The following is a 15,057-nucleotide window of genomic DNA, read 5'->3' as shown; positions in this document are numbered from 1 at the left end:
GTCGATGGGCACCATGGAGTCCGGCGGGTCTCGTGTGCCCGATCAGAAGTGTCGCCCAGTACCCCGGAGGTCCCCTTGCGTGACCACACCGTCGTTGTCGGCTTCGGTACGAAAGGCCGGTCCGCGATCAGGACCGCCTGTGCCTCGGGGCTGAGCAAGGACCAGGTCGTCGTGATCGACCCGAGCGCCAAGATGGTCGAGGCGGCGACGGCCGAGGGGTACGAGGGCGTGGTCGGCGACGCCACCCGCAGCGATGTGCTGCGCAAGGCGGAAGTGCAGCGTGCGGGGCGGATCGTGATCGCCACCCAGCGCGACGACACGGCCGTCCTGGTGGCGCTGACGGCCCGCCAGCTCAACCCGAACGCCAAGATCGTGGCGGCGGCGCGGGAGGAGGAGAACGCGCCGCTGCTGAAGCAGTCCGGCGCCGACGAGGTCATCACCAGCGCGGGCGCGGCGGGCCGGCTGCTCGGCGTGTCCGTGCTCAGCCCGGCCGCCGGCCTGGTCATGGAGGACCTGATACAGCAGGGCAACGGCCTCGACCTCGTCGAGCGGCCCGTCACCAAGGCCGAGGCCGGGCGCGGGCCGCGCGAGACGGAGGACCTGGTGGTGAGCGTCGTCCGCGGCCACCGGATCCTCGCCTACGACGATCCCGCCATCGGGGTGCTGGAGCCGACCGACCGGCTGGTGACGATCGTGCGGGTCGGGGAGGGCTCCAACTCCAGGGGCCCCGCGATCCGCGGGGTGCCGCCGCTGCCCCCGGCCTGAGCGGGCGGGCCGGGGGGCGGCGAGTGGGGCCGGCCGGCGCTACTTGCGGTTGTAGAGCCGCATCGTCAGCGGTCCGAAGACCAGGATGAGCACCCCGGCCCACCCCAGCGACCAGGCGACCTCGGTGCCCGGCCAGTCGCCCGCCATCAGCCCCCGCACCGCCGACGACAGATGCGTGATCGGGCTGTTGTTCACGAACGCCTGGAGCCAGCCCGGCATGGTGCGGGGGTCGACGAACACATTGGACAGGAACGTCAGCGGGAAGATCACCATCATGCTGACGCCCATCACCGACTTCTCGCTGCGCAGCATCAGCCCGAACATCGTCCAGATCCACGAGAACGCGAAGGAGAAGCCGATCAGCAGGGCGATCCCGGCGACCACGCCCATGAACCCGCCGTCCGGCCGGTAGCCGAGGATCATGCCGACGACGAGCATCACGACGGACGCGATCGTGTAGCGCAGCATGTCGCCGAGGAGATAGCCGACCATCGTCGACGGCCGCCAGATGGGCAGCGAGCGGAACCGGTCGAAGACGCCCTTCTCGATGTCGGTGTTCACCGAGACACCCGTGTACATCGTGATCATCACGACCGACATCACGAGGATGCCCGGCAGCAGGAACTGGATGTACTCCTCGGGGGACCCGGCCAGGGCGCCCCCGAACAGGTACGTGTACATCAGCACCATCATGATCGGGAACGCGGTGACGTCGAAGAGCTGCTCCGGCACATGCTTGATCTTGAGGACGGCGCGCCAGCCGAAGGTCAGCGAGGTGGACAGCGCGCTCGGGCGGGCGGGCCGCTCGGCCGTCAGCAGGAGCGCGGCCAGCGACTCGGTGCTGACGGGGGCGAGGTCCTGGGCTTCCGTGGTCTTCGTCGCGGTGCTCATGCCGCCACCCCGTCCTTCGTGGAGTCGGAATCGGTGTCCTGGCCGGTGTTCGCGCTCGTGTCGTGGCCGGTGAGGGCGAGGAACACCTCGTCCAGGCTGGGCTGGCCGAGCGAGAAGTTGTCGACGACCACCCCGGCCCGGGCCAGTTCGCCGAGCGCCCGCGCGGCCTGCTCCGCCGCCGTGTCCTGGGCGGACGCGCCCAGCCGCGCGGTCAGCGCCACCGGGTCCGGGTCCGGCTGGACGTCCGCGTCCAGGGCCAGCCGCAGCACCTGCTCGGCCGCCTGGCGCTGGTCGGCGTTGCGCAGCCGCAGATGGACGGATCCGGCGCCGACGGACGCCTTCAGCTCGCCCTTGGTGCCCTCGGCGATCACCTTGCCCTGGTCGATCACGGCGATCCGGGAGGCGAGCTGGTCGGCCTCGTCCAGATACTGCGTGGTCAGCAGCACGGTGGTGCCCTGCGCGACCACCGCCCGCACGATGTCCCACACCTGGTTGCGGCTGCGCGGGTCGAGTCCGGTGGTCGGCTCGTCCAGGAAGAGCAGATCGGGCGTGCTCAGGATGGACGCGGCGATGTCGATACGGCGCCGCATCCCGCCCGAGTAGTGCTTGACCTGCTTCGCCGCCGCGTCCGTCAGCCCGAAGGCCGCCAGCAACTGCGCGGCCCGCTCCCGGGCCGCCTTCTTGCCGTGGCCGAGGAGCCGGGCGAGGAGGATCAGGTTCTCGGTGCCGGTGAGGTCCTCGTCGACGGAGGCGTACTGGCCGGTGAGGCTGACGCGACTGCGCACCTCGTCGGCCTCGTGCACCACGTCGTGGCCGAAGACCCGTGCCTGGCCGCCGTCCGGCCGCAGCAGGGTGGCGAGCATCTTCACGGTGGTGGTCTTCCCTGCGCCGTTCGGGCCCAGGACGCCGTAGACCGTGCCGGCGGGCACGGCGAGGTCCACGCCGTCCACCGCCCTGGTCTCGCCGAACGTCTTGACCAGACCGGCCGTCTCGATGGCCAGGCCGGCGGTGTGCTGGCTCATGGTGAGGTGTCCTTCCGCGTTCACGGGCCCTTCCGCGTTCATGGGCTACGCATGGGGAGACCTTTACCGTCGCCCGAACTCATCGGTGATCGCACGTCGTTTTCCTCGGAAACCCCGCCGGGGAGGTCGGCGCCGCCGCCGGGGGAGGGGGATAGCGTCCCTTCCATGCATGCGATCACGATTCCCGAACCTGGTGGACCCGAGGCGCTGGTGTGGGACGAGGTCCCCGATCCCGTGGCCGGCGCGGGCGAGGTGCTGGTCGAGGTGGCGGCCGGCGCCGTGAACCGCGCCGACATCCTCCAGCGGCAGGGCCTCTACGACCCGCCGCCGGGCGCCTCCCCCTACCCCGGCCTGGAGTGCTCCGGCCGGATCGCCGCGCTCGGCCCCGGGGTGTCCGGCTGGAGCGTCGGCGACGAGGTGTGCGCGCTGCTCTCGGGCGGCGGCTACGCCGAGAAGGTCGCCGTCCCGGTGGGGCAGCTCCTGCCGGTGCCCGAGGGCGTGGACCTGGTCCGGGCCGCCGCGTTGCCCGAGGTGACCTGCACGGTCTGGTCGAACGTCTTCATGGTCGCCCACCTCCGCCCCGGCGAGACGCTGCTGGTGCACGGCGGTTCCAGCGGCATCGGCACCATGGCGATCCAGCTCGGCAAGGCGGTCGGCGCGCGGGTCGCGGTCACCGCGGGCACCAAGGAGAAGCTGGACCGCTGCGCCGAGCTGGGCGCGGACATCCTCATCAACTACCGGGAGCAGGACTTCGTCGCCGAGCTGAAGGCGGCCACCGACGGCGCGGGCGCGGACGTCATCCTCGACAACATGGGCGCGTCCTACCTCGACCGCAACGTCCGCGCCCTGGCCGTCAACGGCCGGCTCGCGATCATCGGCATGCAGGGCGGCGTCAAGGGCGAGCTGAACATCGGCGCCCTCCTCGGCAAGCGGGCCGCGATCAGCGCGACCTCGCTGCGGGCCCGGCCGCGGGACGAGAAGACGGCGATCGTCGCGGCCGTACGCGAACACGTGTGGCCGCTGATCGACGCGGGCCGGGTGCGTCCCGTCGTCGACCGCGAGATCCCGCTCCCCGACGCGGCGACCGCGCACCGGGTGGTGGAGGAGAGCGGCCACGTGGGCAAGGTGCTGCTGGTCGCGCCGTAGCGGCCGGAGCATCAACCCCTGCGCAGGCGCAGGCCCGCGAGGGCGAGGGCGAGGCCGGAGCCGATGAGGACCAGGCCGCTGCCCAGGGGAAGGATCCGCAGTACCGGTCCCTCGGCGGCCCGCTGCTCGTGTGTGCCGGCCTGCCGTATGCCGCCGCCGTCCTCGGTGGACGGGGAGGCTACGGGGGCCACGGCGGCGTCGGAATCGGGGTCGGAGTCGGCCTCCGTGTCCGGCTCCGGCTCCGCCTCCTCCGCCTCTTCTTGCTCTACGGCCTCTTCCTCGTCCAACTGTTCCTCGTCGGCCTCCCGCCCCGGCCGTACCCGGCCCTCTCCTGCGAGACTGCCGGCACGGTCCGGGGAGGCCGAGGCCGAGGCCGAAGGAGACCCCGGACTTCCCGACGGCGAGGCGCTGCCGGACGCCGAGACAGATGGCGAAGCAGACGGGGACGCCGACGCCGATGCCGACGGGGGCAGTGTCACCGCCCCGCACGACGCGCCCCCGGCGAACGGCGCCGCGACGATCACCCCCATCACGCACAGTCCCCGCCGCCATGGAGTCACGTCCGTGACCCCCTCCCGCTGTCCCGTCGCCCAGAAAAGACGCCACAAGCCTCACATCAAGGAAATTGCGCCGCATCCGGGACTGCGCCGAACGGAAACGGTGGATCACCCTCCACAGGGGGCACCACGGTGATGAGGTGGACGCGTGCGAGAGAATGGCGGCATGGAGATGCCGAGGAACGATAGGTCGCCGGAGAACGCCCAGAGGATCCTGGTCGTCGGCCAGGACGGCATGGCGCTCGGCGGCGTCGACGCCGACGAGGACTCCCGTGAGATCCCGGTGACGGAGCAGGTCGAGCAGCCGGCGAAGGTCATGCGGATCGGCAGCATGATCAAGCAGTTGCTGGAGGAGGTGCGCGCCGCTCCCCTGGACGAGGCGAGCCGGGCCCGGCTCAAGGAGATCCACTCCAGCTCGGTGAAGGAGCTGGAGGACGGCCTGGCGCCCGAGCTGGTCGAGGAGCTGGAGCGGCTCTCCCTGCCGTTCAACGAGGACTCCACGCCGAGCGACGCCGAACTGCGGATCGCGCAGGCCCAGTTGGTCGGCTGGCTGGAGGGTCTCTTCCACGGCATCCAGACCACGCTGTTCGCCCAGCAGATGGCCGCGCGTGCCCAGTTGGAGCAGATGCGGCGTGCGCTGCCGCCGGGCGTCGGCGGCGAGGGCGGCGACGACCCGCGCACGGGCGGCCGTTCGGGCGGACCGTACCTCTAGGAAGCGGACCCTAGGACAAAGGAAAGGCCCGGCGGACGACCGCCGGGCCTTTCTCATGCGGATCTCAGTAACCCGGGTTGCCCGTCGACACGCTCAGTTCGATGTTCGGCATGTCCTCGGGGTCGACGTCCGTACCGGCGGGCGGGAACTGGTTCATGACCGCTCCCTCGCCGTACGTGTTCTCGTCGAAGTCCTTGACGTTCACATTCCAACCCGCGGCCTGGGCGCACTCCTTGACCGACTCGATGTGCTTGAACTTGAAGTTCGGCATCCGGATCTTGTCGGGGTCGTTGTACGACTCCGTCGGCTCCGAGCACTCGGTCGTCTCGATCGTCTTGGACGTGTCCGGGCCGCGGTAGCCCGCCGCCTTCGTCGCCGACGCGGTGGCGCTGGGGTCGCCGCCCTTGCCGCCGCCGTTGTCGGAGTCGTCGCCGCCGGAGGCGAGGCTGCCGATCAGCGCGCCGACCGTCACCACCGCGACCAGCACCGATCCGACGACGACCTGCTTGGTGCCCTTGCGCGGGCCGCCGCCCGGGGACACCGAGGTCGGCGGCTGCGGGCCCAGGTTGTAGCCGGGAGGCGTGTGCGGGCCCTGCTGGTGGCCGTAGCCCGGCGTGGGCGTCTGGTAGCCGCCCTGCTGCGGGTAGCCGTAGGAGGGCGCCGGGGTCGGGGTGCCGTACGGGTTCGGGGTCGGGGGCTGCGGGTACGGCGTGTGGACGCCGTTCGCCGGCGGCGGGGTGCTCTGGCCGACCGGCGGGAACACGGCGGAGCCGACGCCCGATCCGCTCTGCGAGGGCACGCCCGGGACGATGCTCGGCGGGGTCGCCTGGAAGGAGGCCGCGACCCGCAGGCACTCCTCACGCATGGCCTCGGCCGTGGGGAAGCGTTCGTTCGGGTTCTTCTTCAGCGCGCGGGCGACGAGCGCGTCCACCGCGGGCGGCAGCGCGCGGTTGATGGAGGACGGCGCGACCGGCTCCTCCTGCACATGCGCGTACGCGATCGCCAGCGGTGAGTCCGCGTCGAACGGCAGCCGCCCGGTGACCAGTTGGAACAGCATGATGCCGACCGAGTACAGGTCGGAGCGGGCGTCCACCGCGCGGCCCAGGGCCTGTTCGGGCGAGAGGTACTGCGGGGTGCCGACGACCATGCCGGTCTGCGTCATCGAGGTGACCCCGGACTGCATCGCGCGGGCGATGCCGAAGTCCATGACCTTGACCACACCGCGCTTGGTCATCATCACGTTGCCGGGCTTGATGTCGCGGTGGACCAGCCCCATCTCGTGGCTGATCTCCAGCGCCGCCAGCACGTCCGCGGTGATCTTCAGCGCCTTGTCGGCGGGCATCGCGCCCTGCTGCCGCACGTCCTCGTCGAGCACCGAGCCGAGCGGACGGCCCTCGACGTACTCCATGACGATGTACGGGGTCGTCAGACCGCCGAGGTCGTCCTCGCCGGTGTCGAACACCGAGACGATGTTGGTGTGGGTGAGCTTGGCCACCGCCTGGGCCTCGCGGCGGAACCGCTCGCGGAACGCCTGCTCACGGCCCAGCTCGGTGTGCAGTGTCTTGATCGCGACCTGGCGGTCGAGCACGCTGTCGTACGCCAGGTGGACCGAGGCCATGCCGCCCTCGCCGAGCAGGTCCCGGAGCTGATAGCGGCCGCCGGCGAGCGCCCGCCCCGCGTACCGGCCCTGTGCGCCGTCCTGGCTCATGTTCTGCGTCCCCCGTTGGCCTCAGGCGTCGTTGAGTGTCGCTGCCGCCGTTGACTGCCGTTGATCGAAAGTGCTATTCCCGGCCAAGTCTGCCGCAGGGCCCTGACACGTCAAGCTCGGTGCCCGTTCCGTGACCCTACGAGAAAGAAGCGTCGCGGAAGCGTTACAGCGGGCGTACGGGCGGTACACAGAATTTGCACGCCGCCCCGGGGTACCGGTTGTATGACCGATCCGTCCCCCGGTCGGCGGTGGGGCTCGTCAGGGGATCGTCCCGGCCCGGCGCCTTGCGCCGAGGCTGTAGCGTGGCCGACGGAGACCGTGACAACACCGCGCGCACCGCGGGCAGAAACGACGGCGAGGACTGATGGCACAGCAGCAGCGCGCCCAGGGCCCGTCCGACCCCGAGGCGACTGGCGGCGGTATGTCGGACGCGCCGGAGAACTGGGGCAACGGCGGACTGGTCGGGGACGGCCGGTACCGGCTGACCCGCAGACTCGGCCGGGGCGGTATGGCCGAGGTGTTCGCCGCCGAGGACGTACGGCTGGGCCGTACCGTCGCCGTCAAGCTGCTGCGTGCCGACCTCGCCGAGGACCCGGTGTCCAAGGCCCGCTTCACGCGCGAGGCCCAGTCGGTGGCCGGCCTCAACCACCACGCGATCGTCGCCGTGTACGACTCCGGCGAGGACTTCGTGGGCGGCCAGAGCGTGCCGTACATCGTCATGGAGATCGTCGAGGGCCGCACCATCCGCGACCTTCTCCTCAACGCCGAGGCGCCGGGCCCCGAGCAGGCCCTCATCATCGTCTCCGGGGTGCTGGAGGCGCTCGCCTACTCGCACCAGCACAACATCGTGCACCGGGACATCAAGCCGGCGAACGTGATCATCACGCACAACGGCGCGGTGAAGGTGATGGACTTCGGCATCGCGCGCGCTCTGCACGGCGCGTCCACCACGATGACGCAGACCGGCATGGTCATGGGCACCCCGCAGTACCTCTCCCCGGAGCAGGCGCTCGGCAAGGCCGTCGACCACCGCTCCGACCTCTACGCCACCGGCTGCCTCCTCTACGAACTCCTCGCGCTGCGCCCGCCGTTCACCGGCGAGACCCCGCTGTCGGTGGTCTACCAGCATGTGCAGGACATCCCGATGCCGCCGTCGCAGACCTCGGAGGGCGCCTGCCCGCCGGAACTCGACGGCATGGTGATGCGTTCCCTCGCCAAGGAGCCCGACGACCGGTTCCAGACGGCCGAGGAGATGCGCGGCCTCGTCCAGTACGCGCTCCAGATGCTCTACGACCAGGGCGGCCACACCGGCACCTGGAACACCGGGCCTGTCACCGTGCACGACGGCCGCGGGGCCGCGGGCGGTTTCGCGAGCACCACGGCGATGCCGCACCACGACGGCTCCAGCACCTCGCAGATCCCGCAGCCGATCCTGCCCATGGGCTACGGAGGCGGCGACGACGGCGGGTTCGAGGGCCACGGCAACAAGGGCAGCGGCCGCGGCAAGCTGTGGATCCTCGCCGTGCTCGCGGTGATCGCCGTCGCGGCGGGCGTCGCGCTCGCGCTGAACACCAAGACCACGGGCAACGGCGACGCCGACACCACGCCGTCGCCGACGACCTCGCAGTCCGCGAGCGACGACGGGGCCAGCGAGTCGCCGTCCGACGAGGCCACGGAGGACACCTCCGACGACACCTCGGACGGCGGCACGGGCTCGGACCCGGGCCAGAACTACTCGCCGTCGTACACGCCGTCCTACTCCCCCTCGTACACGCCGTCGCAGCCGACGACGAACGAGCCGACGGAGGAGCCGACGAATCCGGAGCCGTCCCAGGAGTCCCCGGACCCGGCGTCGAGCCCTCCGGGGACGGACGGCGGGACCGGTGAGGCGGACGGCGGCACGTCGACCGGCACCGACCAGGGCGCCGCGCTCGGCACGGCCGGTCTCGGCTGACCGCTGTTCCTCTCGTCAGTCCGACCATTCATGGTCAGACTGACCCTTCCCGTGACCTGGGTCACCGATATAACGTGCCGTTGTTCCGGCCCCCTGCAAGGCTGTGACCAGGAAAAGCTCCCGATTTCGCGATTTACTTGGAAATCCAAGCAAAAACGCAGGTCAGGAGGGGTTTCACAGAAATGTGAGGCACTGGGTAACGTGCCTTGTGCAGGGCGTTCGCCGGAACACCTGTCACGCCTGCTCCCGACCGTGCCGCACCCACCCTGTGCGTCGGAAGGAATGCAGGTGAGCCGCACTGGCTCCCGGCGAACCCGGGAAGCCGGACCGACGGAGGAGCACACGTGACCGTGGAGAGCACTGCCGCGCGCAAGCCGCGACGCAGCGCCGGTACGAAGAGCACGGCCGGCAAGCGCACACCCGCGCGGAACACGCCGGGCACCGAGCCTCAGCTCGTACAGTTGCTGACGCCCGAGGGCGAACGCGTCAAGAACGCCGAGTACGACCAGTACGTCGCCGGCGTCACCCCCGATGACCTGCGCGGCCTGTACCGCGACATGGTGCTCACCCGCCGCTTCGACGCCGAGGCCACGTCCCTCCAGCGCCAGGGCGAGCTGGGCCTGTGGGCCTCGCTGCTCGGCCAGGAGGCCGCCCAGATCGGCTCAGGCCGGGCCCTGCGCGACGACGACTACGTCTTCCCGACCTACCGCGAGCACGGCGTCGCCTGGTGCCGCGGGGTCGACCCGACCAATCTGCTCGGCATGTTCCGCGGCGTGAACAACGGCGGCTGGGACCCGAACGGGAACAACTTCCACCTCTACACGATCGTCATCGGCTCCCAGACGCTGCACGCCACCGGCTACGCCATGGGCATCGCCAAGGACGGCGCTGACAGCGCCGTCATCGCCTACTTCGGCGACGGCGCGAGCAGCCAGGGCGACGTGGCGGAGTCCTTCACCTTCTCCGCGGTCTACAACGCGCCGGTGGTGTTCTTCTGCCAGAACAACCAGTGGGCGATCTCCGAGCCGACCGAGAAGCAGACCCGCGTGCCGCTCTACCAGCGCGCCCAGGGCTTCGGCTTCCCCGGCGTCCGCGTCGACGGCAACGACGTGCTGGCCTGCCTCGCCGTCACCCGGTGGGCGCTGGAGCGGGCCCGCCGCGGCGAGGGCCCGACCCTGGTCGAGGCGTACACGTACCGCATGGGCGCCCACACCACCTCCGACGACCCGACGAAGTACCGGGCCGACGAGGAGCGCGAGGCGTGGGAGGCGAAGGACCCGATCCTGCGGCTGCGCCGGTACCTGGAGGCGTCAAACCACACGGACGAGGGATTCTTCGCGGAACTCGAGGCCGAGAGCGAGGCGTTGGGCAGGCGAGTGCGCGAAGCGGTCCGCGCCATGCCGGACCCGGACCACTTCGCCATCTTCGAGAACGTGTACGCGGACGGGCACGCGCTCGTCGACGAGGAGCGGGCCCAGTTCGCCGCCTACCAGGCGTCGTTCGCGGACGAAGAGGGGGGAAACTGACATGGCGGAGAGCGTGACCACCCAGAACATGGCACTGGCCAAGGCGATCAACGAATCGCTGCGGCGCGCCCTGGAGGCCGACCCCAAGGTCCTGATCATGGGCGAGGACGTCGGCAAACTCGGCGGCGTCTTCCGGGTGACGGACGGCCTCCAGAAGGACTTCGGCGAGAGCCGGGTCATCGACACCCCGCTCGCCGAGTCCGGCATCGTCGGCACCGCCATCGGCCTCGCCCTGCGCGGCTACCGCCCGGTGGTGGAGATCCAGTTCGACGGCTTCGTCTTCCCGGCCTACGACCAGATCGTCACCCAGCTCGCGAAGATGCACGCGCGTTCGCTGGGCAAGGTCAAGATGCCGGTCGTCGTCCGGATCCCCTACGGCGGTGGCATCGGCGCCGTCGAGCACCACTCGGAGTCCCCCGAGTCCCTGTTCGCGCACGTGGCGGGCCTCAAGATCGTCTCCCCGTCGAACGCGTCCGACGCGTACTGGATGATGCAGCAGGCCATCCAGAGCGACGACCCGGTGATCTTCTTCGAGCCCAAGCGGCGCTACTGGGACAAGGGCGAGGTCAGCACCGAGGCCATCCCCGGCCCGCTGCACAAGGCCCGCGTCGTCCGCGAGGGCGCCGATCTGACCCTCGCCGCCTACGGCCCGATGGTGAAGCTCTGCCTGGAGGCCGCCGCCGCGGCCGCCGAGGAGGGCAAGAACCTGGAGGTCCTGGACCTGCGCTCGGTCTCCCCGCTGGACTTCGACTCGATCCAGGCGTCCGTCGAGAAGACCCGCCGTCTCGTCGTCGTCCACGAGGCGCCGGTGTTCTTCGGTTCGGGCGCGGAGATCGCCGCCCGGATCACGGAGCGCTGCTTCTACCACCTGGAGGCCCCGGTGCTCCGGGTCGGCGGCTATCACGCCCCGTACCCGCCGGCGCGCCTGGAGGAGGAGTACCTGCCGGGTCTGGACCGGGTGCTCGACGCCGTCGACCGTGCCCTGGCGTACTGAGGAGAGGGTCGTGACGACGATGACGGAAGCGTCCGTACGCGAGTTCAAGATGCCGGACGTGGGCGAGGGCCTCACCGAGGCCGAGATCCTCAAGTGGTACGTCCAGCCCGGTGACACGGTCACCGACGGCCAGGTGGTGTGCGAGGTCGAGACGGCCAAGGCCGCCGTCGAGCTGCCCATCCCGTACGACGGTGTGGTCCGCGCGCTGCACTTCCCCGAGGGCACCACGGTCGACGTGGGCATGGCCATCATCGCGGTGGACGTGTCCGGCGGTGCGGCCGGGGCCCCGGCGCCCGCTCCGGAGGCGGCCCCGGCAGCCGCGCCGACCGCTCCGGCCGCCTCGGTCGCCGAGGAGCCGAAGTCCGCGGGGTCCGGCCGTCAGCCGGTCCTCGTCGGGTACGGCGTGGCCGCGTCCTCCACCAAGCGCCGCCCGCGCAAGGGTGTGGAGATCCCGGCCCAGGAGCCGGCCCAGCAGCCTGCCGCGGCCGCCGTGCAGGCGGAGCTGAACGGCCACGGGCCCGCCCCGGCCGATGCACCGGCCGGCACCCCGGCCGGTCAGGGCCGTCCGCTGGCCAAGCCGCCGGTGCGCAAGCTCGCCAAGGACCTGGGCGTCGATCTGACGACGGTCAGCCCGACCGGCCCGGACGGCATCATCACCCGTGAGGACGTCCACGCGGCGGCTTCCCCGGCCCAGACCCCGGCGCCCGCGCCGGTCGCGGCCCCGCAGCCGGCCGTGCCCGCGGTGTCCCCGGTGTCCGCCCCGGTCCCGGCGCCGGCCGCCTCGTACGACGCGGTGCGGGAGACCCGTGTCCCCGTCAAGGGCGTCCGCAAGGCGACGGCGGCGGCGATGGTCGGCTCGGCGTTCACGGCCCCGCACGTCACGGAGTTCGTGACGGTCGACGTGACGCGCACGCTGAAGCTCGTCGAGGAGCTGAAGCAGGACAAGGACATGCAGGGGCTGCGGGTCAACCCGCTGCTGCTGATCGCCAAGGCCCTGCTGGTCGCCATCCGCCGCAACCCGGAGATCAATGCCTCCTGGGACGAGGCGGCGCAGGAGATCGTCCAGAAGCACTACGTCAATCTGGGCATCGCCGCGGCCACTCCGCGCGGTCTGATCGTGCCGAACATCAAGGACGCGCACGCCAAGACGCTGCCGCAGCTCGCCGAGTCGCTCGGCGAACTGGTGGCGACGGCGCGGGAGGGGAAGACGTCCCCGGCCGCGATGCAGGGCGGCACCGTCACCATCACCAACGTCGGTGTCTTCGGCGTCGACACCGGCACGCCGATCCTCAACCCGGGCGAGTCCGCGATCCTCGCGATCGGTGCGATCAAGCTCCAGCCGTGGGTCCACAAAGGCAAGGTGAAGCCCCGTCAGGTCACCACCCTGGCGCTCAGCTTCGACCACCGTCTGGTCGACGGCGAACTGGGCTCCAAGGTCCTGGCCGATGTGGCGGCGGTGCTGGAACAGCCCAAACGCCTGATCACCTGGGCCTGATCACCTGGGCCTGAGCGCCGGCAGGCGACGCACGGGAGCCGCGCACCCCTTCCGGGTGCGCGGCTCCCGTGCGTCGTCGTGCGGCCTACGCCGGTACGTGCACGGTCTCCACCCGGCTCGCCACCAGCCGTTCGCGTTCCCGGCGGGCCGCCCGGCCGCGCAGCCGCAGGATCTGGCTGACGCCGAGCGCCTGGAGCAGGAAGACGCAGGAGAAGGCGATCGTGTAGTCGTCGCCGGTCGCGTCGAGCAGGACGCCGATCAGGAACAGGGTGGTCATCGAGGCGACGAAACCGCCCATGTTGGTGATGCCGGAGGCGGTGCCCTGCCGCTCGGGCGGGTTCGCCGGGCGGGCGAAGTCGAAGCCGAGCATGGAGGCGGGGCCGCAGGCGCCGAGCACCCCGCACAGCGTGATCAGCAGCCACATCGGGGCGGGCCCGCCGGTGTGGGCCAGGGTGACGGCCCACACCAGCGCGGTCGCGCCGACCGTGCCCAGGGCGAGCGGCAGCCGCGCCTCGTGGTGCCGGGCGACGACCTGGCCGTAGACCAGTCCGAAGACCATGTTGGACAGCACGACCAGGGTCAGCAGTTCGCCGGCCGTGGCGCGCGACAGGCCCTGGGCCTCCACCAGGAACGGCAGACCCCACAGCAGCAGGAACACCATCGCCGGGAACTGGGTGGTGAAGTGCACCCACAGCCCGAGCCGGGTGCCCGGCTCCCGCCAGGACGCGGCGATCTGACGGCGGACGTAGGCGGCGCCGTGGTGCGGGAAGGGCTCCGGCTCATGGCCCTCGGGGTGGTCCTTGAGGAACAGCACGAGCAGGACGAGGACGACGACCCCGGCGAGCGCGCTGCCCGCGAACGCGGCGGTCCAGCCCACGCCGTGCAGCAGCCGGGCCAGGACCAGCGTGGAGACGAGGTTGCCCGCCATGCCCGCGAGCCCGGCGAGCTGCGCCACCAGCGGGCCGCGCCGCGCCGGGAACCAGCGGGTGCCCAGCCGCAGCACGCTGATGAACGTCATCGCGTCCCCGCACCCCAGCAGCGCCCGCGAGGCGAGCGCCATGCCGTACGAGGGGGAGAACGCGAAGCCGAGCTGTCCGGCCGTGAACAGCACCACGCCGATGGTCAGCACCTTCTTGGTGCCGAGCCGGTCGACGAGCAGCCCGACGGGTATCTGCATGCCCGCGTAGACCAGGAGCTGGAGGATCGAGAAGGTCGACAGGGCCGAGGCGTTCACCTGGAAGCGGTCGGCGGCGTCGAGGCCGGCCACGCCCAGCGAGGTGCGGAAGATGACGGCGACGAAGTAGACCGAGACGCCGATCCCCCAGACGGCTACCGCGCGACGTCCGCCGGGCGGATCACCCGGAAGAGTGGAGTTCGGGCCGCTTCCGACGGCGCTCACCGCACCTCCCCGCGGGCCAGATGCGAGAACCAGCCGATGTGCCGGTGGACGATCCCGACGGCCTGGTCGGCGTCCCCGGAGCGCAGCGCCTCCAGGATCTCCTCGTGCTCGGTGAGCGTCTTGGCGATCCGGTCGGGGTGGGAGTGCAGCACCGCGACGCCCATCCGGAGCTGGCGGTCGCGGAGCTGGTCGTAGAGGCGGGCGAGGATCTCGTTGCCGCCGCTGCGGACGATCTCGGCGTGGAAGCAGCGGTCGGTGACGGCGGCGCCCGCCAGATCACCGGCGGCGGCCTGCTCCTTCTGCCGGGCCAGCAGCTCTTCGAGGCGTCCGATGAGCCCGGCGGGGGCGGGGACGGCCTTGCGGGCGGCGTGCTCCTCGACCAGCAGCCGGGTCTCCACGACGTCCGCGATCTCCTGCGCGGAGACCGGCAGCACCAGGGCGCCCTTCTTCGGGTAGAGCCGGATCAACCCCTCCGCCTCCAGCCGCAGCAGCGCCTCGCGCACGGGGGTCCGCGAGACCCCGACGGCCTCGGCGAGCTCGCCCTCGGTGAGCAGCACACCGCCCTCGTAACGGCGGTCCAGGACACCCTGTTTGACGTGCGCGTACACACGGTCGGCGGCCGGCTGCCGCGAGGGAGCGGCGGTAGGTGCGGGGGTGGGGGCGGGCGGAGCGGAGGACGGCATGCCGACAGGATAGATACAACACGTACGCAAGGGCGGGAACCATCCAGCATGCGGGACGCGTGAAGGGGGAGAGGGGTGGCCTTCTCGAATTCGGGCCCAGCGGACGCACAACCTTCTGTGCTACTTACGTGTCACACACCTGCGGCCCCATGTGCTTTCCCCCCTCAAACTCGGCCGCACTCCAGGGGCATTCGACGTAATCGGG

12 protein-coding genes and 1 pseudogene are annotated in these 15,057 nt (G+C 71.3%); 7 read left to right on the top strand and 6 right to left on the bottom strand.

Annotation, left to right across the window (positions count from 1 at the left end; genetic code table 11):
- Positions 1-75: 75 nt before the first annotated feature.
- Positions 76-765, top strand: a pseudogene (locus G6W55_RS17830) (potassium channel family protein); the annotation flags it as partial.
- Positions 766-804: 39 nt separating this feature from the next.
- On the opposite strand, the gene G6W55_RS17825 reads toward G6W55_RS17830, so the two are convergent.
- A complete protein-coding gene (locus tag G6W55_RS17825; protein ID WP_175521828.1) occupies positions 805-1,656 on the bottom strand; it encodes an ABC transporter permease in 852 nt (283 codons plus the stop codon).
- Positions 1,653-2,678 carry an ATP-binding cassette domain-containing protein gene (locus G6W55_RS17820; RefSeq protein WP_175521827.1) on the bottom strand — a complete coding sequence of 342 codons (1,026 nt, stop codon included), beginning with the start codon at positions 2,676-2,678 and terminating at the stop codon, positions 1,653-1,655. Before G6W55_RS17820 ends, G6W55_RS17825 begins: the two co-directional genes overlap by 4 nt.
- A gap of 165 nt (positions 2,679-2,843) precedes the next feature.
- On the opposite strand from G6W55_RS17820, the gene G6W55_RS17815 reads away from it, so the two are divergent.
- Complete coding sequence (locus G6W55_RS17815; protein WP_175521826.1) at positions 2,844-3,824, top strand: NAD(P)H-quinone oxidoreductase; 981 nt, start codon at positions 2,844-2,846, stop codon at positions 3,822-3,824.
- Between the two features lie 11 nt (positions 3,825-3,835).
- On the opposite strand, the gene G6W55_RS38730 is transcribed toward G6W55_RS17815, so the two are convergent.
- Positions 3,836-4,111: a hypothetical protein gene (locus G6W55_RS38730; protein WP_254876307.1), complete on the bottom strand. Its 276-nt coding sequence runs from the start codon at positions 4,109-4,111 to the stop codon at positions 3,836-3,838.
- 436 nt (positions 4,112-4,547) lie between these two features.
- Here G6W55_RS38730 and G6W55_RS17805 point away from each other — a divergent pair, with 436 nt between their 5' ends.
- The gene (locus G6W55_RS17805; RefSeq protein WP_030781549.1) at positions 4,548-5,093 is read left to right on the top strand and encodes a bacterial proteasome activator family protein; all 546 of its coding nucleotides are present in this window, start codon (positions 4,548-4,550) and stop codon (positions 5,091-5,093) included.
- 64 nt (positions 5,094-5,157) lie between these two features.
- Here G6W55_RS17805 and G6W55_RS17800 read toward each other — a convergent pair whose 3' ends face one another.
- Positions 5,158-6,801 (bottom strand): Stk1 family PASTA domain-containing Ser/Thr kinase, encoded by a 1,644-nt coding sequence (locus tag G6W55_RS17800; protein ID WP_175521825.1) that lies wholly within the window; start codon positions 6,799-6,801, stop codon positions 5,158-5,160.
- 364 nt (positions 6,802-7,165) lie between these two features.
- On the opposite strand from G6W55_RS17800, the gene G6W55_RS17795 reads away from it, so the two are divergent.
- The 4 genes from G6W55_RS17795 to G6W55_RS17780 all read left to right on the top strand — a co-directional run bounded on the left by G6W55_RS17795 (position 7,166) and on the right by G6W55_RS17780 (position 12,770).
- Positions 7,166-8,755, top strand: coding sequence for a protein kinase (locus G6W55_RS17795; protein WP_175521824.1), 1,590 nt, complete (start codon positions 7,166-7,168; stop codon positions 8,753-8,755).
- 344 nt (positions 8,756-9,099) lie between these two features.
- Positions 9,100-10,281: a pyruvate dehydrogenase (acetyl-transferring) E1 component subunit alpha gene (gene pdhA, locus G6W55_RS17790; RefSeq protein WP_030781556.1), complete on the top strand. Its 1,182-nt coding sequence runs from the start codon at positions 9,100-9,102 to the stop codon at positions 10,279-10,281.
- A 1-nt stretch (position 10,282) separates the two neighbouring features.
- Positions 10,283-11,275, top strand: a complete 993-nt coding sequence (locus tag G6W55_RS17785; protein WP_175521823.1) for an alpha-ketoacid dehydrogenase subunit beta — start codon at positions 10,283-10,285, stop codon at positions 11,273-11,275.
- A 10-nt stretch (positions 11,276-11,285) separates the two neighbouring features.
- Positions 11,286-12,770 (top strand): dihydrolipoamide acetyltransferase family protein, encoded by a 1,485-nt coding sequence (locus tag G6W55_RS17780; protein WP_175521822.1) that lies wholly within the window; start codon positions 11,286-11,288, stop codon positions 12,768-12,770.
- A gap of 85 nt (positions 12,771-12,855) precedes the next feature.
- Here the strand turns inward: G6W55_RS17780 and G6W55_RS17775 are convergent, their stop codons facing one another.
- Together G6W55_RS17775 and G6W55_RS17770 are read right to left on the bottom strand one after the other, a co-directional pair.
- The gene (locus G6W55_RS17775) at positions 12,856-14,169 is read right to left on the bottom strand and encodes a nitrate/nitrite transporter (RefSeq protein WP_175521821.1); all 1,314 of its coding nucleotides are present in this window, start codon (positions 14,167-14,169) and stop codon (positions 12,856-12,858) included.
- The gene (locus G6W55_RS17770) at positions 14,166-14,852 is read right to left on the bottom strand and encodes a GntR family transcriptional regulator (RefSeq protein WP_175521820.1); all 687 of its coding nucleotides are present in this window, start codon (positions 14,850-14,852) and stop codon (positions 14,166-14,168) included. The genes G6W55_RS17775 and G6W55_RS17770 overlap by 4 nt, the downstream gene beginning before the upstream one ends.
- Positions 14,853-15,057: the final 205 nt, after the last annotated feature.

Origin of the sequence: Streptomyces sp. CAI-85 (genome assembly GCF_013363615.1) — a bacterium.
GTDB lineage: Bacteria > Actinomycetota > Actinomycetes > Streptomycetales > Streptomycetaceae > Streptomyces > Streptomyces antibioticus_B.
Note: the sequence above shows the minus strand (reverse complement) of the source record. Positions and strands in the feature narration are given on the sequence as shown.

What these genes read in the sequence shown, in the direction of transcription:
- G6W55_RS17795 (WP_175521824.1), top strand. Translation starts at nt 7,166, where the DNA reads ATGGCACAGCAGCAGCGCGCCCAGGGCCCGTCCGACCCCGAGGCGACT.
- G6W55_RS17785 (WP_175521823.1), top strand. Translation starts at nt 10,283, where the DNA reads ATGGCGGAGAGCGTGACCACCCAGAACATGGCACTGGCCAAGGCGATC.
- G6W55_RS17805 (WP_030781549.1), top strand. Translation starts at nt 4,548, where the DNA reads ATGGAGATGCCGAGGAACGATAGGTCGCCGGAGAACGCCCAGAGGATC.
- G6W55_RS17820 (WP_175521827.1), bottom strand. Translation starts at nt 2,678, where the DNA reads ATGAGCCAGCACACCGCCGGCCTGGCCATCGAGACGGCCGGTCTGGTC.
- G6W55_RS17770 (WP_175521820.1), bottom strand. Translation starts at nt 14,852, where the DNA reads ATGCCGTCCTCCGCTCCGCCCGCCCCCACCCCCGCACCTACCGCCGCT.
- G6W55_RS17815 (WP_175521826.1), top strand. Translation starts at nt 2,844, where the DNA reads ATGCATGCGATCACGATTCCCGAACCTGGTGGACCCGAGGCGCTGGTG.
- G6W55_RS17825 (WP_175521828.1), bottom strand. Translation starts at nt 1,656, where the DNA reads ATGAGCACCGCGACGAAGACCACGGAAGCCCAGGACCTCGCCCCCGTC.
- G6W55_RS17800 (WP_175521825.1), bottom strand. Translation starts at nt 6,801, where the DNA reads ATGAGCCAGGACGGCGCACAGGGCCGGTACGCGGGGCGGGCGCTCGCC.